General features: G+C 46.2%; 22 protein-coding genes. 1 reads left to right on the top strand and 21 read right to left on the bottom strand.

From position 1 onward, the window contains the following. Positions 1–13 precede the first annotated feature (13 nt). The 20 genes from ACMUEV_RS29640 to ACMUEV_RS29545 form a co-directional block, all read right to left on the bottom strand. Positions 14–1,234 carry a glycosyltransferase family 4 protein gene (locus ACMUEV_RS29640; protein WP_190650167.1) on the bottom strand — a complete coding sequence of 407 codons (1,221 nt, stop codon included), beginning with the start codon at positions 1,232–1,234 and terminating at the stop codon, positions 14–16. Further along, positions 1,206–1,742 carry a KdsC family phosphatase gene (locus ACMUEV_RS29635; RefSeq protein ID WP_190650169.1) on the bottom strand — a complete coding sequence of 179 codons (537 nt, stop codon included), beginning with the start codon at positions 1,740–1,742 and terminating at the stop codon, positions 1,206–1,208. The genes ACMUEV_RS29640 and ACMUEV_RS29635 overlap by 29 nt, the downstream gene beginning before the upstream one ends. Continuing rightward, positions 1,739–2,563 carry a 3-deoxy-8-phosphooctulonate synthase gene (gene kdsA / locus ACMUEV_RS29630; RefSeq protein ID WP_190650171.1) on the bottom strand — a complete coding sequence of 275 codons (825 nt, stop codon included), beginning with the start codon at positions 2,561–2,563 and terminating at the stop codon, positions 1,739–1,741. Before kdsA ends, ACMUEV_RS29635 begins: the two co-directional genes overlap by 4 nt. Positions 2,564–2,665: 102 nt before the next feature. Further along, entirely contained in the window at positions 2,666–3,580 is a 915-nt protein-coding gene (locus ACMUEV_RS29625) for a hypothetical protein (RefSeq protein ID WP_190650173.1), read from the bottom strand. Next, complete coding sequence (locus tag ACMUEV_RS29620; protein ID WP_190650174.1) at positions 3,577–4,968, bottom strand: glycosyltransferase family 39 protein; 1,392 nt, start codon at positions 4,966–4,968, stop codon at positions 3,577–3,579. The genes ACMUEV_RS29625 and ACMUEV_RS29620 overlap by 4 nt, the downstream gene beginning before the upstream one ends. Before the next feature lie 287 nt (positions 4,969–5,255). Continuing rightward, entirely contained in the window at positions 5,256–6,908 is a 1,653-nt protein-coding gene (locus tag ACMUEV_RS29615) for a hypothetical protein (RefSeq protein ID WP_190650177.1), read from the bottom strand. A gap of 6 nt (positions 6,909–6,914) precedes the next feature. Beyond that, on the bottom strand, positions 6,915–7,586 hold the full coding sequence (locus ACMUEV_RS29610) for a class I SAM-dependent methyltransferase (protein WP_190650179.1): 672 nt from the start codon (positions 7,584–7,586) through the stop codon (positions 6,915–6,917). Between the two features lie 14 nt (positions 7,587–7,600). Further along, on the bottom strand, positions 7,601–8,773 hold the full coding sequence (locus tag ACMUEV_RS29605) for a glycosyltransferase family 2 protein (protein ID WP_199329415.1): 1,173 nt from the start codon (positions 8,771–8,773) through the stop codon (positions 7,601–7,603). Positions 8,774–8,914: 141 nt separating this feature from the next. Beyond that, positions 8,915–9,655 (bottom strand): 3-deoxy-manno-octulosonate cytidylyltransferase, encoded by a 741-nt coding sequence (kdsB, locus tag ACMUEV_RS29600; protein ID WP_190650181.1) that lies wholly within the window; start codon positions 9,653–9,655, stop codon positions 8,915–8,917. Further along, complete coding sequence (locus ACMUEV_RS29595; RefSeq protein ID WP_190650183.1) at positions 9,655–10,653, bottom strand: KpsF/GutQ family sugar-phosphate isomerase; 999 nt, start codon at positions 10,651–10,653, stop codon at positions 9,655–9,657. The genes kdsB and ACMUEV_RS29595 overlap by 1 nt, the downstream gene beginning before the upstream one ends. A 297-nt stretch (positions 10,654–10,950) precedes the next feature. Continuing rightward, positions 10,951–12,069: a glycosyltransferase family 4 protein gene (locus ACMUEV_RS29590; RefSeq protein WP_190650185.1), complete on the bottom strand. Its 1,119-nt coding sequence runs from the start codon at positions 12,067–12,069 to the stop codon at positions 10,951–10,953. A gap of 9 nt (positions 12,070–12,078) precedes the next feature. Next, the gene (locus ACMUEV_RS29585) at positions 12,079–13,173 is read right to left on the bottom strand and encodes an acyltransferase family protein (protein ID WP_190650187.1); all 1,095 of its coding nucleotides are present in this window, start codon (positions 13,171–13,173) and stop codon (positions 12,079–12,081) included. Positions 13,174–13,320: 147 nt separating this feature from the next. Further along, a complete protein-coding gene (locus tag ACMUEV_RS29580; protein WP_190650188.1) occupies positions 13,321–14,790 on the bottom strand; it encodes a hypothetical protein in 1,470 nt (489 codons plus the stop codon). Continuing rightward, positions 14,790–15,758 (bottom strand): glycosyltransferase, encoded by a 969-nt coding sequence (locus tag ACMUEV_RS29575; protein ID WP_190650190.1) that lies wholly within the window; start codon positions 15,756–15,758, stop codon positions 14,790–14,792. Before ACMUEV_RS29575 ends, ACMUEV_RS29580 begins: the two co-directional genes overlap by 1 nt. 8 nt (positions 15,759–15,766) lie before the next feature. After that, positions 15,767–16,552 (bottom strand): 2OG-Fe(II) oxygenase family protein, encoded by a 786-nt coding sequence (locus ACMUEV_RS29570; RefSeq protein ID WP_190650192.1) that lies wholly within the window; start codon positions 16,550–16,552, stop codon positions 15,767–15,769. 5 nt (positions 16,553–16,557) lie between these two features. Next, positions 16,558–17,463 carry a hypothetical protein gene (locus tag ACMUEV_RS29565; RefSeq protein ID WP_190650194.1) on the bottom strand — a complete coding sequence of 302 codons (906 nt, stop codon included), beginning with the start codon at positions 17,461–17,463 and terminating at the stop codon, positions 16,558–16,560. Between the two features lie 4 nt (positions 17,464–17,467). Beyond that, positions 17,468–18,757: a polysaccharide ABC transporter ATP-binding protein gene (locus tag ACMUEV_RS29560; protein WP_190650197.1), complete on the bottom strand. Its 1,290-nt coding sequence runs from the start codon at positions 18,755–18,757 to the stop codon at positions 17,468–17,470. After that, on the bottom strand, positions 18,757–19,620 hold the full coding sequence (locus tag ACMUEV_RS29555) for an ABC transporter permease (protein WP_199329417.1): 864 nt from the start codon (positions 19,618–19,620) through the stop codon (positions 18,757–18,759). Before ACMUEV_RS29555 ends, ACMUEV_RS29560 begins: the two co-directional genes overlap by 1 nt. 6 nt (positions 19,621–19,626) lie before the next feature. Then, positions 19,627–20,499, bottom strand: coding sequence for a hypothetical protein (locus ACMUEV_RS29550; protein ID WP_190650199.1), 873 nt, complete (start codon positions 20,497–20,499; stop codon positions 19,627–19,629). A gap of 2 nt (positions 20,500–20,501) precedes the next feature. After that, a complete protein-coding gene (locus ACMUEV_RS29545) occupies positions 20,502–20,948 on the bottom strand; it encodes a hypothetical protein (RefSeq protein ID WP_190650201.1) in 447 nt (148 codons plus the stop codon). Positions 20,949–21,576: 628 nt separating this feature from the next. Here ACMUEV_RS29545 and ACMUEV_RS29540 point away from each other — a divergent pair. Further along, complete coding sequence (locus tag ACMUEV_RS29540; RefSeq protein ID WP_017285645.1) at positions 21,577–22,215, top strand: response regulator transcription factor; 639 nt, start codon at positions 21,577–21,579, stop codon at positions 22,213–22,215. Between the two features lie 139 nt (positions 22,216–22,354). Here the strand turns inward: ACMUEV_RS29540 and ACMUEV_RS29535 are convergent, their stop codons facing one another. Beyond that, on the bottom strand, positions 22,355–23,053 hold the full coding sequence (locus tag ACMUEV_RS29535) for a pirin family protein (RefSeq protein ID WP_190650203.1): 699 nt from the start codon (positions 23,051–23,053) through the stop codon (positions 22,355–22,357). Between the last annotated feature and the right edge of the window lie 119 nt (positions 23,054–23,172).

The raw sequence follows: 23,172 nt of genomic DNA, 5'->3' as shown, positions 1-23,172 counted from the left end.
TATCACTCATAGATCACTGGGATAAACTCTGCTGGTATACGTCGAGATAGCGTTGAACTTGCAAATTGATCGAATATTCTGAAACCGCAATCGATCGACAAGCTTCTCCCATCTTTCGACGCTGTTCCGGATAGTTCAAGAGCATCTGAATCCCGCGACTTAGATCTTCGACATCTTCAGGCTTCGCAAGATATCCAGTTACATCCGGACGAACTAAGTCTGAAACTCCTCCCACGTCACAAGAAACCATCGGCGTTCCGCAAGCCATACTTTCTTGCAGCACAAGTGGTAAGTTATCGGCACGAGTCGGAAATACAAACAAATCTGCCGCAGAATAAGCGATTGCTTTCAAATGTTCTTCTTTCACATAGCCAAGCGAGATCGTATCAATGCCAACTTGGGCTGCAATGTTTTCTCCCTCTTCGCCCATTGCGAGTAGAACTAAGTTGGACTTTGCCGAGTTAGGAAGTCGCCCTAACGCTTGCAGCATCACATCACCACCTTTACGGGCATCTTTCAGCGTGTGTGAGACAAACAAAATCACTTGGCGATCGGGGGGAATTTGAAGCTTCGACCGACAATCTGCTCGATTCAGCGGTTGATAAACTTCTAGATCAATACCATTCGGGATGTGATAGATCGGAAATCGGCTCAGCAAACTCTGGTGAGCTAAATCTGCCAGCCATCGACTTGGCGCAATGACAGAAAACGCTGCTTGATTGTAAAGCCAGTCTTTGAGCTTCCATTCCCATCGAGTGCTGTCTCGGCGCATTGCAGGATAAATCGTAAGATCTGGACAATCTCCGCAGCCGATTTTCCAGCGATCGCAGCCATAGCTATAGGCACAGTGTCCTGTAAACAGCCACATATCATGCAGAGTCAGCACTGCAGGCTTACGTTTTACGAGTCTTGGCAGAGCGAGATAGTTAAAAAATCCAGTGTGGATGTTGTGGAAATTCAGAACCTCAGCCGATTGATAAAAATCATGGTGAGCGATCTGGAATGTTGACCACAAATGTACGTGATTGAAACCGAACTTTTGGGTGACGCGCTTGAATTGCTGCTCAAACGGTGACACATGAGGCACTAAAGACACTCGATCGTCATTCGTTTCCATCCGCCCGACCATTAAGCGAGAATCCACGCCTTGACTAAGTAAGCCTTGATGCAGACGATAACCCGCGATCGCGGCTCCGCCATAGGTATCAGATTGATTGATATGTAGAACTCGCATCAGTTGGGTGAAGTTTCGCAATCAGATCACAGATTTCGCGTACTGCTCCCTGTCCTCCGGACTTTTGAGTAATATAGACGGCAACCGCTTGAGTTTCGGGCATTCCATCGGCAACCGTGATCGGCACACCAACCGTTCGCATGGCAGGAATATCGACTAAATCATCACCGATATAAGCGACGCGATCGAGCGAAACCGACAAGGTTTCACACAATTGTTTCAGTGCAGCTAACTTATCTGGAACTCTGAGATACACATGCTGAATTCCCAACCGCTTCGCCCGATGCAAGGTCGCTGAAGAAGATCCTGCCGAAAAGATTGCAACTTGTACCCCGCAACCCATGGCTCGCTGAATCCCTAACCCATCTTTGACGTTAAACTTCTTCAGTTCTTCGCCCGTTTCGGTATAATACAGTCCACCGTCCGTCAGAACACCATCAACATCAAGTGCGAGTAACTGCACTTGAGCCAATCGTGCTTCGAGTTCGGCTTGAGGGATCAAAGTCATGATTCAGAGACCACCGAGCGAATCTGCAAAATCGGCTTCAAAACCGCTTCTAATTCTGACAGTGGAATCATATTCGGACCATCGCTGGGTGCATTGTCAGGATCTTCGTGAATTTCCATGAACAGTGCATCAATCCCAACGGCAGCCGCCGCTCTTGCAAGCGTCGGAACAAAATGACGCTGACCACCAGACTTATCGCCTTGTCCTCCGGGCATCTGAACGCTATGTGTTGCATCAAACACAACCGGATAGCCAAGTGCTCTCATCTGCGGCAGCGATCGATAATCCACAACTAGCGCGTTATAGCCAAAGCTTGTCCCGCGCTCGGTCAGCAAAATGTTTTTCGCGCCGCTCGTTTCCAGCTTCCGAACTACGTTCTTCATATCCCACGGTGCGAGGAACTGCCCTTTTTTCACATTCACCGTACGTCCTGTTTCAGCCGCAGCAACTAAGAGATCCGTTTGGCGACACAAGAAAGCAGGAATTTGTAGCACATCGGCGACTTCAGCCGCGATTGCAGCTTGATTGCTTTCGTGAATGTCAGTCAGTACCGGAACTCCAATTTTTTCTTTCACCTTCCGCAAAATTTCCAAGCCCTCGTCGATCGCATGTCCTCGGTAGGACATGATCGACGTACGATTTGCTTTGTCGAATGAGGATTTGAAGATGAACGGAATCGATAAGCGATCGCAGACTTGTTTAATCTGGTCTGCCATTTTCAGCGTAAAGTCTTCTGATTCGATCACACAAGGACCGCCAATCAGCGCCAATGGCTGATGCTCTCCAATCGTGATCCCAGGTGAGATGTTGACTTGATTCATAGGAATGGCTTCTTCAAGTAAAGATTAAAGCATTGAGCGCAGTTGCTGAACGATCTCAGATGATACCGGATTGACTGCGAATAGAGTGGCGAGATTTGTAGTCTACGAGTGCTGGAGCTTCCAGAGTACGCGACCAGTCAGCTTGTAATAGAACACCGTCAGAACATTGCCTTTGAAGTATTGGTCAATATGTTTCTTCGTTCCGCCTTGAAAGTGAAGCGAATTAAACCGCACCCACTGATCCGAGTTCAATTGTTTGCAAAACGGCTGTCGATTTCTCCATTGAATCTTTTTCAAACCGTTTTCCATCTCGTATCCGCCGCTGTCTGAGTCGATTTTGAAGTCGAATGTGGCAGATTCGATGATCTCCCCTGTTGAAGCAATTTTATCGGGATACAGTTCGCAAAATCGCCGCAGCAAGCTCATATCTGAAATTCCGCCTAAAACCTCAATCGGTAAGTGCGGACGATCTGCACGTCGCTTGGCTTGTTGTTGTTCGATGATCTCAAACAAGTCTGGATTGGTGTAAGTCTCCATAATTAGGTTACAGAACTTACGAATGCCGCTCAGCGTAATAAACGAGTTATGCCCACAGCCTCGATTGTGTACAGTAAATTCAACCTTCGGATGCTTCGCTTGAATACGATCGAACTCTTCAGTTGCATTGCCATAAAGCATTAGATCGGAATCAATGTGCAGGCAGACGGGAATATGATTGACCTCCATAAATTCTTTCAAAATGAACCAGCGCTGAAAACACAGCAACTCATACTGATAGCTATTGGGACTTCGGTGCTGATTGCGATACACCTGATCAAACGCTTTTGCTGCCGCAAAATAGTTCGAGATATCCTTGTGATGTACAAAGTTGAGAAAAGCATTTCGTCGATCACCTAATAGAACAATTTGCGATCGAGGATTCGTTGCTTTGGCTTGAGCAAGTGTGTATGGCAAATAAGGTGAATACCCGGTATGAATCATCACAACCGGAATTGCTCTGGGAGTTAGCTGAGTCATATCGGAGACGCTTGCGAAGAAAACACAACCTTTAATCCTTTTGGTAGCTTAGTCGAGAAGACTCTAATTTTCTCGATTTCGTTTTTGTACACAAGCTGGGGAGGGGGAATTTGTTTCATTAATTCGACTTCTCTACTCGTTGTGTGATAGCAGTAAGTTTTACAACTGTCATCAATGCCGAAAATGAGAAATGCATCAATCTCCTGGCTAAGAGTATGTTGAGATAAAAAATTTGAATTCACATTTGCGACCGCTGCAACAGGCAACATCCGCTTACGTATATCTGTTTCTACAAGGTGAGAAAAAATGAAGCTTTGAGCAAAAGAGATCGCGAGCATTTTCGGATTTTGATGTAATAGTTCAATCACTTTGCGATCGCTTTCAGGAAATCGACTCCGAATTTCGTTACTTGGGTATGCTGCAATATCAACCGGAGGGTTAATCTCCCAAAAGCCAAAGACTCGATGAGGTGCACGTAAAAATACAGTCGTTGTAGAAAATGCTAGAACTCCCAAATAAAGTAGAGCGATTGTCTTGATAATTCGGTCTTGATTGAGCTTATTTTCTATTGTGCAAAACCCAACTTCATAAATCAGCAATGTGAGTGAAGGAAAAAGCGGATAATAGTAACGTTGATCTCCGAGATATAGAAAGTTAACAGAAGAAAAGAAGCTAATCAAAGCGAGGAAAATAATAAGTGCAAAATTAAGACAGAGAATGAATTCAATTCGAGGATTTCTTAAGTTTCTTGCTTTAAAGCTTGGATAGCCCCAGATTAAAACAAATAATAAAACTAGCAATATAACTATCACTAGAGATCGACTGCCAGGAATATAGTAATGATTAAGATGGCTAAATAAAAGAAACTTAAATTGCGTGATGCTATTAATAATTTCAGAAAGCTTGCTGCGTAATATATCGATTTGAAGAAATCTCTCTGAAGTAAGCTGAGTGGGAACAGTTGTCTTAACAAATATGCGATACAGTGAAACCGCGCACAAAAATATTCCAAACCCTAGAGTAATTTTTCTAAGCTTAATGAATCCTTTTCTCCTGATTAGAAACAGTAGAAGAAAACCAATAAAAATAAAAGCTGAAGCATATCGAAAGACATACATTAAGCCAACTAAGCATCCGAGCCAGAAATATCGATCGAGTTTCTCATCTTGGGACAATTCACTCAAATAAAATAAGCGGATGATAAACGGGATGCCCGCCCATAAAAATAAATCAGTTCCAACCCAATCATAAGTGAAATACAGCGGAAGTCCGAGCGCTAGCAGAACGGCAGCGCTGTTTGAGACGAATGTTTGTTGTTGGGATTGAATGACATCACGAAAAATGAGTGCCCATCCGAACCAGCCGAGAATCGTTGCGATCCCATACATAAACTTGAGTGCGATCGCAACCGAAAATCCAACTTTGAGTAATAAAAACAAAGTAAGCGAAAACCCTGGAGCAAACCAAGTGAGCGGATTCACTTTCGGAGGCTGCGAAAGATCATCGTTCAGAATGTATGTTCCTAATCCTTCTCCATTAAGCAGCGAAAGTGCCGCACCAATCTGAACTGAAGCATCACTATTTATCAAAAGCGGAGCTAGCGATCGTAAAAGCACGATCGCACAAGCCATTCCAACAAACAAAATTACGATCCAATGTTCTGTCTGAATTGGTTTCATAGAGAAAACTTGAATTTGAGTCCTTTTGGTAGCTTAGTCGATAGAATTCTGACCTTTTCCTGATTGTTCTCATAAACCACTTTTGGTGGAGCAATTTGCTCGATAAGTTCAACTTCTTTTCCAGAGTCATAAAAGCAGTAAGATTTACAATTTGCTTCCATTCCGAAGATTAAGTAAACGGGTAAATCGCGGCTTGAAGTATGCGTTGAAAAAATCTTTTGTTTTAGATAGGAAGCAGGTAAAAACCGTCTGCGAATTTCAGGATCTAATGTGTGATAAAAATCGAAGTTTTCAGCAAAGGAGATAATCTTCGCCTGCGGATTCTTTTTGAGTAACTCGATCGCTGTTTCATAACTGTCTGGATGTCGATTGAGAATGTCATTGCTGGGATATTCTGTCAGATACATTTTGGCATCAAATCGATCAAAGCCAAAGACTCGATCAGGAGTACGCAAAAAAACAGTAACCGAGAAAAATATTAAGCTTCCTAGGAAAACGAGCGAAACGATCTTCAGCAACTGATTCCAATCAAATCGAGTTTGATCCTGCCCAAATCCAACTTCGTACGCGACCAGGACAAGCGATGGAAAAAGTGGGTAGTAGTACCTCTGATCAGCTAGATAAACGAAGTCGATCGACGAAAAAAAGCTGATCACTGCGAGCATTGAAATCAGTCCAAAGTTTAGACATAGAATGATCTCTAATCGAGAATTGCTGCTTCTTTTCTCTGAACCGCTAGGGTAGCCCCAAACCAAAATCGAAGCATAAATCAGCAATAACGCAAACACGAGAACAATGATAATTCGACCACTCGGAATCACTCCGCTCAAATGGCTAAAGAGCAGATACCGAACTTGTCTCAACCCGTCTGCAATCTGTATGAGTTTTCTCAACAAAGCATCGGGTTGTAATAACCCAGATACCGTAAGCTGGCTTGGAACGCGGGTACTGACCAGCGATCGATAGATTGAGATTGCGCCATAAAACAGCCCAAATCCTAGAAGAATCTTTCCTAATTTGAGAAAGTTTCGTCGCTTTATCAAAAAGAACAAACAGAAGCCAACAATGATGAAAATTGCGGCATATCGAAACGCATACATCAAGCCGACTAAGCAACCAATCCAGAATGATGCATCATTTCGCTCATTGCTCGAATAGAATAAGCGAATGATCAACGGAATACCCGCCCACAAAAATAAATCAGTTCCAATCCAATCGTAAGTGAAATAAAAGGGCAGCAAGACTGCAAGCAAACCTGCAACGCATTGAGAAAGCGCCCCCTTTTGCTGCGATCTCATCACATCGCGGAAGATCAATCCCCATCCTAACCAGCCTACAATTGACGCGATCGCGTACATCGCTTTCAATGCGGTCGGCATCGGTAATCCGAGCTTTAACAATCCAAACAAAACTAGCGAAAAGCCAGGTGCATACCAAGTGAGTGGATTAACCTTCGGTGGTTGTGTCACATCTGAATTGAGAATATAAGTTCCAAATCCATCCCCATCCAAAAGTGAAAGTGCCGCACCAATCTGAACTGAAGCATCACTGTTTAGAACCAATGGACTCAGCGATCGTAGTCCCACAATCGCACAAGCCACTCCGACAAACAGAACTACAATCCAATTGTCCGCTCGAATTGATTTCATGGTGTGCTAATTCTCTGAATAGAACACTAAGTTCGATCGCATTCCCCACAGCTTAAAGTGCTTCGTCTGTACTTTAGAATCGGCTGGAAATAGTTTGAGCACGTCTCGCTCGGTTAATAGATTTAGATTGGCTTCTGATGCCCAAAAAGACTTACCCATCAGATTGAGAATCGCTCGAAACCAACTCGGAGGCAACCAGTGAAGCAGCGGTAAGCTCGTGTGAAACTCGATCGGAAACCAGCGATTCGGAGTCGTAATAAAACAAGTCTTCCCAACGCGGCAGAGTTCTCGAATGAAGGCTTTTTGCTGTTGAGCGTTGCCGACATGCTCTATCACTGCGAACGTGACGACCACATCAAAACTGCGATCGGGAAACGGCAAACCTGATCCATCCGTTCGCACAAACGTTAGTCCAGGATGTTCTTGCTCTAAAAAAGACGCATCCTCAGTTCCCACAGCTGTGATGTTTTCTGGATAGGGATAAAGCTTCTCAAAAAAGTTACAGTCAAGCCGCTGATCCGAAGTCACCCCTACATCAAGCACCCGCGTCTTACTAGAAATTGGAGCAACTTGCATCAGCGTCTTAAACATTTGCTGCCGAGCATACCAGGAAAGCTGAGTTGCAAATCCGCCCAGCTTTGGACCGATATAAGGGCTATCATGCTGTGTCGAAATCATAAGTCTCAATCTCACTAGAGTTCTAGAATGCTCAGAAAGAAGCTAGAAAAAATTACTTGCACACCTAACGCCAGCGCTGTCACAGATGGAATGACTAATCGCATCACGATCGAAGGATTCAGCTCACCGAAAGAAGTTCCGCTCCAGACATTCAAGGCATAAATCGTGCCCCCAACGCCTACTGTCAAAAGCACACTACCTAGCATCAGCCCAGATTCTAGTGAGATGTGACGCAGCACGCGCAGCAATCGTTGATCGGGCGGCAACAATCCTTCTCGAATTGCAAACAGCTTGGAAAAGACCGCGAAGGCAGTGACTTGAAATCCAACAATCACAGCAGTCGCCGCGTACAAGAGCGTATGAACATCAAAAATGCCGCGCGTTTCAGGCAGTAGCCATGCAGACAGCAACACACCCATCAGCATCAGCAAAATTCCAGGATACAGAAAGAGCCAACGAGGACTGTACAGCAACAGAAATCGGAGATGCCTCCAACCATCGCGCCAACTTCTAAGATGCGGGGGACGACTTCGACCATCAGGCGATAAAGTTGTAGGCACTTCAGTCATGCGGAGCCGATACAATGTCGCTTTCACCACCATTTCGCTGGCAAACTCCATCCCCGTAGTCTGAAGCGCCAGTTCTTGAATGCTCCGAGTTCTGAATCCGCGCAATCCACAGTGAAAATCTCCACAAGGACTCGCAAACAACACTCGTCCGACCCAAGTTAAAACTGGATTGCCCAGAAATCGATGCAGTCGCGGCATCGCGCCCGGTTTGATCCCGCCGCGAAACCGATTTCCCATCACCAAGTCGTACCCTTCTCGCAACTTTGCGAGAAACGGTGTCAGCCGCGTGAAATCATAGCTATCATCCGCATCACCCATAATCACATATTCGCCACGTGCTGCTTCAATACCGCCTCGAAGTGCACTTCCATATCCTCGCTGTGGAATATCAATCACTCGCGCACCCAAACTACGAGCTATTTCTTGAGATCCATCAGTACTGCCATTATCCGCAATAATAACTTCGCCCGAGACTTGATGCTGTTCTAAATACCATTGTGCTTTTTTAATACAGGTTTCAAGGGTTTCTGCTTCGTTCAAACAAGGCATGACGATCGATAACTCAACTGTAGAGACAGCGTTGCGCGTACTACTCTCGCCAGAGAAAGCGTTGTACATTTCGGTTTAAAAGGTGCAGGTGAATAGAAATACTGGGATGCACCAGAAGGTTTGCGGTGCGAATCAGACGCGATCGCAACCGAAATCAAGGACAACGACAATCTGAGTGGAACAACTTTGCAAGACGATCGCAAAACTAACTTATAAAGCAACTGACGAGGCGATCCAGTGTTGTGCTGCGATCAAATCTTCAGGAGTATTGATTTCTGGAACCGCAGCTTCGGTGCGACAGACCCGAATGCGATATCCATGCTCTAATACCCGCAGTTGCTCTAATGCTTCACAGTATTCGAGCGGTGTTGGAGTGAGTGTCGCATATTGGGCGAGGAAGTCTCGTCGAAACGCATACAGTCCTAAATGATGAAACACTGGAGCAGAAGTCGTATTGCGATAGTATGGAATCGACGATCGCGAGAAATACAGCGCGTTTTGATATTGATCGCAGATCACTTTCACCACATTCGGATCGTGATATCCGGTCTCTTGATCTAAAGGACAAGCCAGCGTCGTCATTTCTGGTCTTTCTCCATCCAGATAAGGCTGAATGAGTTGCAGCAGCATTGCTGCCGTGACAAACGGCTGATCTCCTTGAACGTTCACCACAACCTCAATGTCTGGATAGCGTTCTGCTACTTCTGCGACTCGATCCGTTCCAGTCGCATGATCGCTCGAAGTGATCTCCACTGCTCCCCCAAAGCTTTGAACACAATCCGCGATCTCAGCACTATCCGTCGCGACGACCACGTGCGAGAATGCAGAACACTGTTTTGCAGCTTCATACACCCATTGCACCATTGGTCGATCGTCGATTTGCACCAACGGCTTACCAGGAAATCGCACTGACGCATACCGCGCTGGAATAACTGCCAAAATCCTTACCATTACAAGCCACTCCGTACAATGTCATGTAGTCGAATCAGTCCTAAACAGCGTTGCTCATCATCAACCACAGGCAAGACTGCAATCTGAGACGTGCGATTTTCCATTAATTGCAGGGCATCGTAAGCGAGCGTTTCTGGAGTGACGACGATCGGCTTCGGAGTCATTAATCGTACAGCGATCGTATGTGCTAATTCTGTAAACTCTAGTTTCTGTATCCAGCGCCGCAAGTCCCCATCAGTAATCAATCCCAGCAACTGTCCTTGATCGTTGATAATGCTGACGGCTCCTAATCCTCCCTGCGTGATGGCAGCCAGCACTTCTAACCAAGAGGCATCGGGAGCCAGCTTGGGACTATCTGGATGCAGGAGATCTTTTACTGTCAGAGTCAGACGCTTACCGAGCCGACCTGCTGGATGATTGAAGGCAAATTCTTCTGGTGTAATTTGCTTAATCTGCATCAAGCTCATTGCTAACGCATCTCCGATTGCTAATGCCACGGTCGTGCTAGTTGTCGGTGCGAGATTCAACGGACAGGCTTCTCGATCGACAGACGCATCGAGTGTGACGGTCGCTTGTTGTGCCAGCGACGAGTTGAGATTCCCTAGGATCGCGATTGTCGGCACATGACGATGTTTGAGATGCGGCATCATCTGTAAGAGTTCATCCGTTTCGCCACTATTGCTGAGAATCACGCCGACATCAGCAGCATGGACAATTCCTAAATCACCATGTAGGGCATCGCAAGGATGGAGATAGACCGCCATTGCGCCGATACTGTTGAGCGTGGCAGCGATTTTCTGAGCAACAATGCCAGACTTACCGACTCCAGACAGCACCACTTTGCCGCGACAGTTGAGCAAGAGTGTAACGGCTTGTTCGATCGCATGCGGATCGATCTGTTGAGCAGTTCTCGCGATCGCGTCGGCTTCGAGCTGGAGCAGTGATCGGACTTGCGATCCGTAAAGTGACCCGTGAAGCTCTGGTTGAGTCAATGGCATTATAATGAAAGCCTCCAAACAACAGGGAGAAAATAGACACAAGTTTCGTATCAAATCTTCTTTTCTGCCACAATGAGCAGCAGGCGAAGAAGGAGAGGAACTGAGATCAAAGGCGACCCTCAAAGCTCAACTCTCAGCAATTCTACGATCTGTAATTACCCTCGTATTCTGGTATCAATCATGCAGTCAGGGAGAAATGATAGAGGTTTAACAATTGTTTACCTGCGTCAAGACTCCGTGACTATGCGCAGGCTTTTCCGGAAAAGAGAGCACAATTGATGTAAAAAGGCGATTTGATTAGATCGATGCCAGCACTTGCTCAAGCGTTCGAGCAAATACTTCGATCGGGTCTGGAGGAATGACGCGACGCACCTTTTCAGAGGCGGCTTTGCCCAGTTCATACCAAGATTCACGCGCGTCCCAGGCTCTTTCGAGCGCCTCATCCAATAGTTCAGGCGTAGGCGCTTTTGCAACAAATCCATTCACCTCGTCTTCGACTAACTCTGTATTTCCGGCAACATCTGTCACGATACAAGTTCGCCCACACAACATCGCTTCAACAATGACCAGCGGTAATCCTTCGTACCTAGATGGCAAAATCAAGCCATGATGCGTTGCCCAGACCTCTTCGATATTCGGAGTGAATGAACCAAATTCGATATTGGGCAGATCCCAGAGAGTTTTCAGGCGCTTCAGCGTTTCGACATGATCGCCTGCTCCGATCAACGTAACTGTGAGTGGCCGATTTTTCCATTTTGGCGATCGCAGCACTTCAAACAGCACATCCTGTCCTTTGCTAATTGGGTTAATTCGCCCCACACAGGCAAGTTTGAAACCTGCATCAGTCGAAGTCCAAGGTGGAGCCGCATCGTACGCTACATTGAACGGATTTCGCACCACTTCCGCTTGCGGTAATTCAATCGCAATCTGTTTGACCGTCAGATCCAGTGTCCGCTGCGAGACGAAATAACAGCGCTGAGTTTGGCGATATGCGATCGCGAGTCGTTGATTTAGCGCATCGGGATACCAATACTGCTCAGAACCCGATTGTGCGATCGTGACATAGGGAATGTTTCGAGCAGCACAAGCTTCCATCCAGTACAGTCCATCATTGTTACAGGCTTGACTGATGACTGCTAAATCGGGCTGAAAGCGATCGAGCCAGCGATAAAACTGCTTGCCGCGCTGAGCAATGAAGGTCAACTTTTCGAGCAAATTGCGATCGTAATAGCGATACGTAACCGAACACATCGACTCAAGTGCCTGAATCTGCTTGGGTTTGGTTGCCCATCCTTTCACATTCACTCCGACTTGATAACCAGACTGAGCCAGCCGCATCGCTGTCTGTGTCCAAAGTGCTTCGCTGCCTCCCCAAGGTGCAGTATCGTTGATGCCAATAAATGCAATTTTCTTCATGGGTCAGGCTCATTTTAAGACAAAGTACTTTTTCTGCTGATTCATCGGTTCTTCGATCCATTTCCAAGCCAGGATTGCAATGACGATCGAGACTGCAACATAGACCGGGAAAAGAATGCGCGTATTGTCGATCGCCCTCACATTTAACCCCCCTAAGAGTTGGTTTTGAAAGAACGGCGGAATCTCAAAGTGAAATAGATATACGGCATAGCTAATTTTGCCGCCATACACAAGCCAGTTTTGGTTCAAGATGGCTCCAGCCAATCCGTTAAACCCAACAGAAGCTCGCCCAATGAGCCAGGTAAAAAACAATCCTGCTCCAGTTTCATCGAGGGTGACGAAAATTGCAGCATCTCCCCAAACGAGTCTTCCAAACATAAATGCCATGAGCATCGGCGCACCCAGCCACAGCCCGATCGAACAGAGCTTTCTTGCTAGCACTTGTCCAGACTGTCCCGCTGCCATCAACGCACTGAGCAAGCCCCCTAAGCAGAGCGTATCAAAGTGCGTTGGAACCATCATATTGGCTTGATGCGGAGTCAAACCGTAGACATGTAATACCAATCGCAACATCGGAGAAAACAGAGTCATTGCCACTAACAGAGGAATGAGCATCTTTTTGGGCAGACAGATGACCAGCCACGGCAAAATCAAATAAAACTGAGCTTCGATCGCTAAAGTCCAAAGATGTGAAAGTAGCCCAAACGTCTCAGGCTGAAAGGCAAATAGAATGTTTTGGGCGTACAGGATAAAAGCGAGAATATTGCCCCGAATGTCAGGGTGAATGATAAAGGCAAATGCAAGATATAGATAGTAGAGCGGGAACAATCGGAAGCATCGCCGGATAAAGAAGTTTTGTAGAATCTTCCAGGGAGAAGCCTGTTGTTGTTCGATTTTCTGTCGAGAGGCGATCAGGACACCTGTTACTAGGAATCCACTCAGAACAAAGAACAGTCGAACGCCTAACCATCCCCAAGGAATTTGCAACCGAATCGGATCTTCAGGGCTTAAAAAGTGCGTGATCATCACCCCAAACATTGCAAACGATCGTAAGCTGTCGAGTTGGGGCATGTAGCTTAGAACGGCTGAACGATTTCCTTTCATGTGATGATTGTCCTTCAGTGAATTGTGCAATGCCTGTATGCACCCAGCCAGCTTGAAGGCTCATCGTCTAATGTGTGCTACTGTTTTTCGCTCTGAAGAAAGTCCGTTGAATAAGTTCCTGATTTTGAACAATATTTTGGAACCATGTCATTGCTCCAAAATTCTCTGGATCATTGCAGTAACTCGTTTCAGTGCTTGCCCGTCACAATCACCCGCAAAATCTTGAATCAATCGGCATTGTCCTGCAAACAGCTGTTTTGCTTGTGCCTCCGTCACTTGCTCCAGGTTTTCCAAAGTCGTGCGCAGCATTTCAGCGGTATAACCAGGTAGTGCAGCCTGATATTTCACAAAGGGCATCACAGGTTCTGAAGCTGCAAAATGGGCGTGAACCACAATCTTGCCAAAGAACATTGCTTCTAGTCCCACAGTTGAATCTTCTGAAATCACAACACTTGCCTCAGGAAGCAGCGAGCGCACACTATCACTGGACATCAAAACTCGATGACGAGCGGAGTGTTGGTCGATTGTAGATTGATAGAGTGTCACATCATCCAAGGGATGCGGCTTAATTACTAAGCGTGCATTCGGCAATCGTGAGAGCGCCATCAGTAAAGCATTGAGAATCTCAATGCCTTCTTGAGGATGGCGTGAAGGAAGATAGCATTTTTCGGGCGCATGGGGACGAGTTGCCCAAAGCCAATAGGAGCCAGAGCGATCCATCTGAGTGGGTGGTGTCAGCCCATCATAGTCTGGATTGCCATTCACCTGAAGTTGAATTGGTTGCCCTGACGATCGCGTTTGATAACGTTGTAATCGGGATACTCCCCAAACGCTGATATAGTCCGCGTAAGCCTCTTCCAAACAGTACTGCTCACAGTCCAATCCATGCTGAGTCATAATTGTGGGAATACCGAGTTTGCGCCCAACTAGGACATAGCTCTGGACTGGAAAATGGTTGTCGGCAAACAGGAGAATCGCTTTGGGGCGAAGCAGTGAGAGTTCAGCTTCAATCTGCTCGGTTCGGAGCAAGAGTTGAGCAATTTGCGATCGCAGTTCGATCACATCATGCTGGATCAATTCGATGCCTTGTTGTTTTAATCCGGTGATGATGCCGTGATGCAGCGATTCCACTTGCGACAGATTCGGTGAGTCTGCACTGAGTGGCAACCGAATGGGATGAATGGTTGGAAGCTGACTAAAGTGACTCGCTTGAGGCGTAACGACTGTGAAAGACTCAGCCAGCGATCGCACAACTGTGTGTAAGGTCGGATGCCAACAAGGTACATACAGACTGTTTTTTGTCGGCAGCGATCGAATATCTTGCCACGCTGCAAATCGACTCAGTGCTTGTTTGCAACCAAACTTGAGTCGATTCGGATGGGGCTGGATTGGATCAGCAACGGGTTTTAATCGGACTTGCTCGAATGCAAACCGTTCGGGATGCTGAGCGCGAATCGATCGAGCTACTTTATCCCACAGAAAACAGCGCGTTAATTCACTGTAATCGATGCCAGCGATCACTGGATTGACCGAAGTATCGTTCGACCAGTTGCAGACTGCCTCCCAGAAAAAGCGATCGCGATCTGCAACGGTTGAATCGAGTAGAGAGAAGTTCATCAGGTATGCATGCTGGTTTTCTGAACAAGCCGAGAACGATAGAATTTCACGCGATCGATCTGATGAGTTAACCACCGCAGGAAATCGAATTTTGTGCCATCCCAAGTTCGCCAAACCCAGTTAACCGGACGGCGAATCAGTTTTGGCATTTCTCCTAACGCTTTGATTCTGGGTAAAATTCCTTTGCGCTCCAAGGCAATTTCAAGCGTTTCTTTCGGCACAAATCCCGCATCCAACGCTTCTAAGTAAAATCGCTCCCACAAATCGCTAATATCATTGTGATCAAAGCGCCAAGGCTGGTCGGTCAAATCAGTGAAATGCACCAGCTTAGAATCTCGATCAATACGATTGAGATGATTCCATTCGCAGGGAAGAGCAACAACTTCACAGTTAAAGTAGCGTCGAAAATCCTCACCTAAGTTCATTAAGCTGACGGATGAGAACGCATTTTGATCCATCAGATCGACAAGTTGATGGAGCTTCCAAGGGGTCTTTTCACAATCGATGACCATCACGCTTGATAGATAGAGAATCTCAGGAGTCTCGATCAACGGCTTCAAGAAATAGTCAATATAGTACTGATGACATTTGACGTCTTTAATCTTAACCGCTGCAAGTGCTTTACCTGCTAAATCATAGTTCCATAGTTCAGAAACATCAGAGATAGCAAGCTGATCCGAATCAAAGTACAAAGCACGCCCTTTGTGATCACACCACTCTGGAATCGCCCAGCGGGCATACGAAAATGCGGTCGCTTCTGGAATGCGATCGGCAAGACCATCAGGAAGTGCTCTAACTTCACCCGTTTTCAGATTCTTCACGCTGCCTGTGATGCCATTGATCACATGAATATCAAGTGGAGCACGCGTGTACTTTTGCAGTGTATAACGCATGACCGCTTCTTCAACCGAATTTTTCAGGCTAGATCCGATGAAAATCCGAATAGGTTCGACAGAATTCGTTTGCATAGCTTTAGTTATCGATGAACAATTTTTTTCACCAGCGATCGCAGTTTTGCACTCGGGGAGGGTTTGACTTCGGGAAATTCGAAAATAATGTTGAACAATCGTCGGTAGACTCCTTCAGGACAGTTCAGAGGCTCAACTCCATGCCAGCCATTCGGATCATTCTTAAATAAGAAACTGCGATTATCCAGGATGCTCGATGCTTCTACTTTGCCAAAATCAGACACATCTGGATTCAAGCTCTCTGTCCGTTTATCGCTGAGCACTAACGTTGCTCCACCCCATTCAGGCTTCCAGGTTTCGCTCGTATTGAAGTAGAGAATGTGTGTCCCGATTTTATCGGGAGAGTCCATATGAGGTGACACTTCACAGCCATTAAAGCCGACGTGCCACGCATATCGAACAGTGTATTGAGACACTCCGAACAAAGATTTGATCAAAGTATGATAGTCTTCGTTCGTTTCTAAGTCGGTAATGAACTGCTGCCACACTAGCGGAAGCTCGTTGTGTCTAACAATTCCCTTATCACTCTTTTCAATGTATTTGCCGTGATAGATTGAGCTTTCATACGCCAGATAGTAGCGATTGTGGGGACGTTGCCCATACGCTCGTTCGATACCCGAATGCTTCTCGAAGAGTTCAAGCGATGGAAAATCTCGATCAAGGGCTGCAAATCCTTCGGGTGTGAGAAGGTCCTCAACATTTTGCCATGGATAAGGTTTGCGATCGAGAAACGCTTGTCGATCAAACGATTCCAGTCGTGCTCGGTCAATGAATGTTTGAGATAATGTCTTCATCGGTATTACTCAGGTTGCGAAAATAACTTCTGCTTGAATCGTTGTCTTAAGGCAGGTTGCTCTTGTACGAATTCTTTCAGCGATTGCAGCAGAATTTTTAATTTGCCTTGAATCAAGAGGAGAAATGCGGTTAATCCTGATTGCTCACGATATGCTAAATGCGCTGTCCAGAACGGTAGGATCAATCGTTTACGCGCGCCTTTAAAGTGGAGAGCTTTCACATGTGAAAGCGGCAATAAAATTGACTTAAACATGTTTTCTGGCGAGAAGTTATATCGCTCGCAAGGCAGCATCAAAAAATCATATTCTCCAACTGAAATCAGATCTGAAGCTCTCTGCCAAAACCGATCTCGCCCAACCGTATCGATCAGAATATATTGATCCCCGTACCACAATTCGCTTAAATACTCGCGGCAATAGAGATCGATCAGTTGGTCAAAGAATTGAACTAGCTTTTGTCGATCGCCGTTATTTTTCACATAAATCAATCCAGAGTTAAACGGCATCTCTAAATTGTCGCGATAGGTCAAGCCAACATCAAAGGCTTGCTCGAATAACGGATCAAGATTTGCATTAATGAGCACATCTGAATCTGCCAAAACACAATGAGAATTTGGCTCACTCTCTTGAGCAATGAATTCGCGTAAAGCTCGAACTTTACTCAGGGTGACCTTATCCGATTCAAGCTCATATCGACAAACTCGAATATTCGGATCGAGATCCAGTAAGTTCGTTTTTTGATCGGTCAGCAAGACAAATTCACAGCTTGGATGAAAGATTTTTGCCGATCGTGCAAGCAGTTCAATCATTCGCATATAATCGCGCTTGCGATCTAAAAGAATGTTCTGATTCGCAATCAGCTCAGAAGCTTCTTTCGTGGGATCAAGATGAAACGTTAAGAAAGTAATCACTCTTTTATCCCTCTTGGCTGACTTTCCATTCCACAGGCTGATAAAACGCACAATTGCTCATGTTTTGCTCGGTTTCAACCATGAATCGGAATGACTCCACCGCATCCAACATATATAGCCGATCGCGTCGAATACTCAGCTTCATGATGTATACCCCGGGCTTTAAGCCGCAGTAAGGAAGCACCATCTGAATTTGATTGTGACCTGGCAAAACATTAATCGTTTGTTGGGTCTTTAAGTTACTCAGGAGTTGTACCCATTCCCCCTCACCGAATTGCTCTTTCAGCAACACATCAATTGTGAGATCGTTGATCGCATCATGCGCTACACAGTCAATACAAAAACGTGTAAGCTCCCCGGTTCGCACCACGGTAAGCGGATGTCCTTCAGCATCTTGAAACGAGAGTGCCGTGATATCCAGTCCTAAACTTTCGTCCGGAGACCGTTTAGGAAGCGCGATCGCGCCAACTGTTTTCTCAACTTCACCCAGAAACAAATCCGACTCATACTGAGTGATCACTCTCTCGACTGCACCCGTTGCAATTAACTTGCCTTGATTGATATACACACCAGACTCACAAACGCCCAAAATCGAATTGGCATTGTGAGACACTAAGACAAAAGAAGTACCCTGGCGCTGAAGTTCATTCAACATTCGATAGCACTTACAGCGAAATCGAACATCTCCAACTGCTAATACTTCATCAATGAGCAAAATGTCTGGTTTTGTATAAATGGCACAAGCAAACCCCAAACGAGCCGCCATCCCAGAACTATAAGTCTGAACCGGAGAATCGAGCGCATCCCCAATCTCCGCGAAATCGATAACTTCATCTAAGCGATCGAGAATTTCCCGCCGCGTCAGACCCAAAATCGACATGTTCGCAAAGATATTCTCACGCCCAGTGAGCACTGGATTAAAGCCGGCTCCTAATGCAATCAGCGGCGCAACCCGCCCGCGCACCTCAACTTCGCCCATATCCGGCTTAATCAACCCGGCAATGATGCGCAGCAAGGTCGATTTGCCGCTCCCATTCTTACCGATGAGTCCAATCGATTCGCCGCGTCGAACTTGAAAGCTCACGCGATCAAGCGCCCAGAATTCTCTAGGACGGAGTGTACTCGCTTGCTGACGTAATCCGCTGAGTTCTAATGCGATGTCTTGGACACCATAGAGCAGAGATCGCTTCAAGTCCCGACAGAATCGTTTAGAAACTCCATTCACCGATAGCACCACTTCATCTTTATCTAAAGCTGGTTCTATCGGCGTCTCTGGACTGACAACATTAACCATTACGAACTAATCCGCTCAACTACAAAAGGCATTCCTAGGCGATACACAATCCAAGCAATGAATAAACCCACAAACCCAATCACACTCGCAATCCAAAACCCTTGTGGATCAGAAATGATTCCCGTCGTGGCTAATTCTCTAGTCGTGACCAAGAGAGGGGTCACGGGATTGAGCTTGACAATCAGCCCGAAGATGCCGCCTGTCGGAACCGGATACACCACAGGCGTGATAAACAACCACAATCCCGTGACTAATGTCAGTGCCATTGTGATATCGCGATACAGGACACTCATTGGAGCCAGCAACAATCCCAGAAAAGTTCCTAGTACGACGAGATGAATCAGGGCGACGGGTGCAATCAGCACGCTTAACCCTACCGGAATTTGAAACCAAAGAAACAATCCGATAATCAACACCAGTTTAATTCCAAAGTTAAAAGTAACTTCTCCCAGCTTTGCCAGAATTAGAGCTTCTCTTGGAAAGTTCACTCGCGACATCATTGTAGAAGCAGTTGAGACAGCTTGAACAGGTCCCGTTAATGCTTCGATAAAGGTTTGCCAAAGCGTCATACTAAACATGACATAGGCGGGATAAGGCAACGGAGTCTCGCCTATGTTAATCACCCCACCACTTTTAGCAAACGAAAACCCGATCGCGGTAATGACTGGTGGAATCACTGCCCATCCTAATCCTAAAATAGACTGACGATATTTTGCACGAATATCGCGCACCATAAGCTGTCGAGCGAGTTCACGCGATGCTAGCAAATCGTGCCACATTTCACGCAACAGTTGAAGCGGTCGGCGCATCTGGCTCTCTGGGCGATGCACAACAATCCGCGAAGAACGAGGAATTTTTCTCATGTAGCTTTAGCGATCGACTGGGGTAAAAAATTGCTGATTCTGACTGAAATAGCTCGGCTTTCGACCCGATAGCGACTGCCGAATCGCCTTGACTTGCTGAAGGATCGGGAGAACAATCGCTTTGATGCGCTGTTTCAGGCTGATCGCTGCTGAAGGTTTTGCAGCTTCTGTGTTCGCATAGTTCCACTTGATCAAAGCATAGTCGCTTTGCTGGGGTGGAGTTTGATTAATCGGAACCGCTTTGATGCGCTCTGCCAAGATTAACAAAGAGGTACGGCAACCATTTACAACATAAACCCGCGATCGCACATTAGCTGGATCAGCAACTTCGTACCATTGATTCGTTCCCACCTCGTACACCACCATCCGCTTGACCCGAAATCCATTCTCTTCAGAGAGCACTCGGTAGTAAAGCTCTGGACTGAATTGGTAAAAGCCATGCCCAGACCAGTTATTTGTGGGAGTGTGAATTAAAAGATGTCCACCAACCTTGACCATTTCCATCGCATTTTGAATCGCGGTTGGAAAGTTAAAAATATGCTCTAACGTACCACCATCACAGACAACATCGAATTGCTGATGCTGCTGGGCGTTGATCGGAAAATTCAAGTCATGTAAGACGGTTGCGCCTTCAAAGTCAGACCGATCCATCGAGTCTAACTGAGTTGCGCCTAATGCTTCAAATAATGGCTCTGCAAGTCCTTTCGCTGTGAGTTTTTTCGATTGAGCAACAGTACGATCAAGTTGCTTTTGCAACACTTCACAGTTTTGCTCATCAACAAACAACGTGAGCCGACCTAGCGTAATCGTGCGATCGAACCGCACTCCATCTTCATACGCTGAAATCAGAAACTTGGCAGTATTGATATCGATTCCCATGACTACCTCATAAAGTGAAACTCTCGAATAGCCGGATAGGTGGTTTTCTGAGCAAACTTCCGCGTGAATTCCCCAACGGAAGGATTGCCATGAGGATGAATCACACCCGTTGCTTGCTGCCAGAGTTCAGTCGGCGCGATCGAGACTTCATACTGATTGTTCTCGAATCGGCGGACATGATACCACTCGCGACTTTGACATTCATCGCACCAAAAGGCTTCTAACCATTCACCACTGAGCATTACCGTCGTTCGGGTGGAAACGGCAAGTAGTGCATATCGACGAGATAGCCCCCGCTCTTGTAATTGTTCTGCTCGATCGGCGTAAATTGGGTGTTTTTGACTAACACTGTGCAAATAGCAGTCGTGTTTAGGGCAATAGATACTTCGCCGTTTAGAACGTTTCCGATTTCGAGCACACCTTCTCTGCAATTCGACCTCCTCTGTCATAGACAAGACTGGTGAAGGTTACGGTTGGAGAGACTGAGATCAACTGACCATCGAAGCCCACTCCATGAAGCAATAGTTAAGTTTTTTATCCAAGCTAGATAGCATTTCGCGAGAAAATGCGGAAATCAGGAAGAATCTAGAACAGAGAGTATAAACTTAATCTTTGATTTTTTTATGTAAAAATACTGCCATTGATAGCTACAAACATCGAATTACTGCTATTCCAGCCTCTACGTGCCTAAGTATGCTGGTGAGAGAAAATACTGATCGCCGTAACCCTCATCTGCACGGAGATAGTGCTGCTTCGGTCTTCACGGAGCTTTAGAGAATCGGCTAATCTGTTGTCTCCGTATTTATCAGGAGAGAAATTGCGATCGTAAAAACTTGATGAAGGCAAATTTAGCCGAAAAGCGACAGCAATCCAGGCAGATCAATCAGGAACCGAAGATTGATTTGTTTCAGCAAAATTACGCAACTCTCGCAAGAGAGCCTCCGTATAATTGTGGAATACGGAGAAAGCGAGGAAAGACGTTTGTGCTGATGACAACACAGCGCATTTCTCTGACTATAAATTTAAGTAGAAATACTGGCTTGAAATCTGATTCACTTCTAAGAAGAACCGACGAATATGGCTTTGGAGATAGAGACAAAAGGTTCGATCCTGCTCGTTGATGATGATGTAAATTTTGTAACGCTGATGACTGGATATCTGGCGTTCCAGGGATATCAGGTAACCACTGCCGAGACAGGAACGGAAGCGATCGCGCTTTTGGGCGATGTCAAACCGGATTTGATTATCTCGGATATTGTGATGCCTGAAATGAATGGCTATGTCTTTGCAGAGGCGGTGCGGCAATCGCCGGAGATCAATTGGATTCCGATTATTTTTTTGTCGGCACGTGATCAGAGCCAGGATCGGGTACGAGGATTGAGTGCAGGAGCGACGGTTTATATGGTGAAGCCGTTTGAGTTGGAGGAGTTGATTGCTCAGATTGAGTCGGCTTTACGATCGTCGCAGTTGATGCGGGAAAATCGCGCGAAGCGGACAGAAGCGAAAATTTCTGTCCCGCCTGGAGTGAAGTTGACGAATACAGAGTTAACGGTGGCGCGATTGGTAGCGCAAGGCATGTCGAATCTAGAGATTGCTCAGCGATTGAGTGCAAGTAAGCGGACGATCGAGAGTCATATTAGCCATATGTTGAAGAAAACGCTCTTGAGCAATCGCACAGAACTGTCGCGATGGATTATCGAAAACAACATGGATTGATGCGCGATCACAGTTCTGCCAATACAAATTCAAAACGGTGCGCTTTATTGAACCCCAGGATGGGATCAATAAACGCACCGTCTTGATGCTCAGATTTAGATCTTTGGGAGAGCGCACAAGATCTTTACTCTCCAAGCGATTAAGCCAAATCAAACACTAAAATTTCAGCGAGATCTTGCCCAACAAATTCCACGTGCGATACGTCCTCGATCGCAACCGCATCCCCCGCTGTTAGAGAAACACCATTGACGATCGCAGAACCCCGTGCGACTTGTACCCACAGATGACGATCGCGATCGACCTCATGCTTCACCGCTTCACCTGCACCTAAAATCGTGGCATAGAGATTGAGATCTTGATGAGCGGTCACAGAACCATCTCGCCCATCTTGAGACGCAATTAACCGCAATTGTCCTCGTCTCTCTTCCAACGGGAAAAACTTTTGCTCGTATCCCGGCTCTAAACCTGCTCGCTCTGGCAGTACCCAAATTTGCAAAAGATGAACCGTCTCAGTCTTCGAGGCGTTGTACTCACTATGCGTCACACCTGTTCCAGCGCTCATCCGCTGCACTTCGCCGGGACGAATCACAGACTGATTCCCCATGCTGTCTTTGTGCTCTAATGCGCCCTCCAACACATAAGTAATGATCTCCATATCCCGGTGAGAATGCGGTGCAAATCCACCCCCACCCGCGACTCGATCTTCATTAATGACGCGCAGATTTCGGAACCCCATATGAGCCGGATCGTAATAGCTCGCAAACGAAAAAGTGTGATACGAATCTAACCAACCGTGATTTGCATGTCCGCGATCGTTGGCTTTACGAAGTGTCAGCATAAACCCTCCTAATGTCTAAGTCAAAACTGTTTGAATTCGTACTTTGTTAGTCCAAGATAACATAGGAATAGTTTTAATGCAAACAATCGCTTGGTTGTAAAAAGAGTGACTGCGATCGA

Source organism: Leptolyngbya sp. FACHB-1624, assembly GCF_047649235.1.
In the GTDB taxonomy this organism is placed as follows: Bacteria; Cyanobacteriota; Cyanobacteriia; order Leptolyngbyales; family Leptolyngbyaceae; genus Leptolyngbya; species Leptolyngbya boryana.
This window is presented reverse-complemented; position numbering and strand designations above follow the sequence as displayed.

What these genes read in the sequence shown, in the direction of transcription:
- ACMUEV_RS29640 (WP_190650167.1), bottom strand. Translation starts at nt 1,234, where the DNA reads ATGCGAGTTCTACATATCAATCAATCTGATACCTATGGCGGAGCCGCG.
- ACMUEV_RS29635 (WP_190650169.1), bottom strand. Translation starts at nt 1,742, where the DNA reads ATGACTTTGATCCCTCAAGCCGAACTCGAAGCACGATTGGCTCAAGTG.
- kdsA (WP_190650171.1), bottom strand. Translation starts at nt 2,563, where the DNA reads ATGAATCAAGTCAACATCTCACCTGGGATCACGATTGGAGAGCATCAG.
- ACMUEV_RS29625 (WP_190650173.1), bottom strand. Translation starts at nt 3,580, where the DNA reads ATGACTCAGCTAACTCCCAGAGCAATTCCGGTTGTGATGATTCATACC.
- ACMUEV_RS29620 (WP_190650174.1), bottom strand. Translation starts at nt 4,968, where the DNA reads ATGTATGGGATCGCAACGATTCTCGGCTGGTTCGGATGGGCACTCATT.
- ACMUEV_RS29615 (WP_190650177.1), bottom strand. Translation starts at nt 6,908, where the DNA reads ATGAAATCAATTCGAGCGGACAATTGGATTGTAGTTCTGTTTGTCGGA.
- ACMUEV_RS29610 (WP_190650179.1), bottom strand. Translation starts at nt 7,586, where the DNA reads ATGATTTCGACACAGCATGATAGCCCTTATATCGGTCCAAAGCTGGGC.
- ACMUEV_RS29605 (WP_199329415.1), bottom strand. Translation starts at nt 8,773, where the DNA reads ATGTACAACGCTTTCTCTGGCGAGAGTAGTACGCGCAACGCTGTCTCT.
- kdsB (WP_190650181.1), bottom strand. Translation starts at nt 9,655, where the DNA reads ATGGTAAGGATTTTGGCAGTTATTCCAGCGCGGTATGCGTCAGTGCGA.
- ACMUEV_RS29595 (WP_190650183.1), bottom strand. Translation starts at nt 10,653, where the DNA reads ATGCCATTGACTCAACCAGAGCTTCACGGGTCACTTTACGGATCGCAA.
- ACMUEV_RS29590 (WP_190650185.1), bottom strand. Translation starts at nt 12,069, where the DNA reads ATGAAGAAAATTGCATTTATTGGCATCAACGATACTGCACCTTGGGGA.
- ACMUEV_RS29585 (WP_190650187.1), bottom strand. Translation starts at nt 13,173, where the DNA reads ATGAAAGGAAATCGTTCAGCCGTTCTAAGCTACATGCCCCAACTCGAC.
- ACMUEV_RS29580 (WP_190650188.1), bottom strand. Translation starts at nt 14,790, where the DNA reads ATGAACTTCTCTCTACTCGATTCAACCGTTGCAGATCGCGATCGCTTT.
- ACMUEV_RS29575 (WP_190650190.1), bottom strand. Translation starts at nt 15,758, where the DNA reads ATGCAAACGAATTCTGTCGAACCTATTCGGATTTTCATCGGATCTAGC.
- ACMUEV_RS29570 (WP_190650192.1), bottom strand. Translation starts at nt 16,552, where the DNA reads ATGAAGACATTATCTCAAACATTCATTGACCGAGCACGACTGGAATCG.
- ACMUEV_RS29560 (WP_190650197.1), bottom strand. Translation starts at nt 18,757, where the DNA reads ATGGTTAATGTTGTCAGTCCAGAGACGCCGATAGAACCAGCTTTAGAT.
- ACMUEV_RS29555 (WP_199329417.1), bottom strand. Translation starts at nt 19,620, where the DNA reads ATGAGAAAAATTCCTCGTTCTTCGCGGATTGTTGTGCATCGCCCAGAG.
- ACMUEV_RS29550 (WP_190650199.1), bottom strand. Translation starts at nt 20,499, where the DNA reads ATGGGAATCGATATCAATACTGCCAAGTTTCTGATTTCAGCGTATGAA.
- ACMUEV_RS29545 (WP_190650201.1), bottom strand. Translation starts at nt 20,948, where the DNA reads ATGACAGAGGAGGTCGAATTGCAGAGAAGGTGTGCTCGAAATCGGAAA.
- ACMUEV_RS29540 (WP_017285645.1), top strand. Translation starts at nt 21,577, where the DNA reads ATGGCTTTGGAGATAGAGACAAAAGGTTCGATCCTGCTCGTTGATGAT.
- ACMUEV_RS29535 (WP_190650203.1), bottom strand. Translation starts at nt 23,053, where the DNA reads ATGCTGACACTTCGTAAAGCCAACGATCGCGGACATGCAAATCACGGT.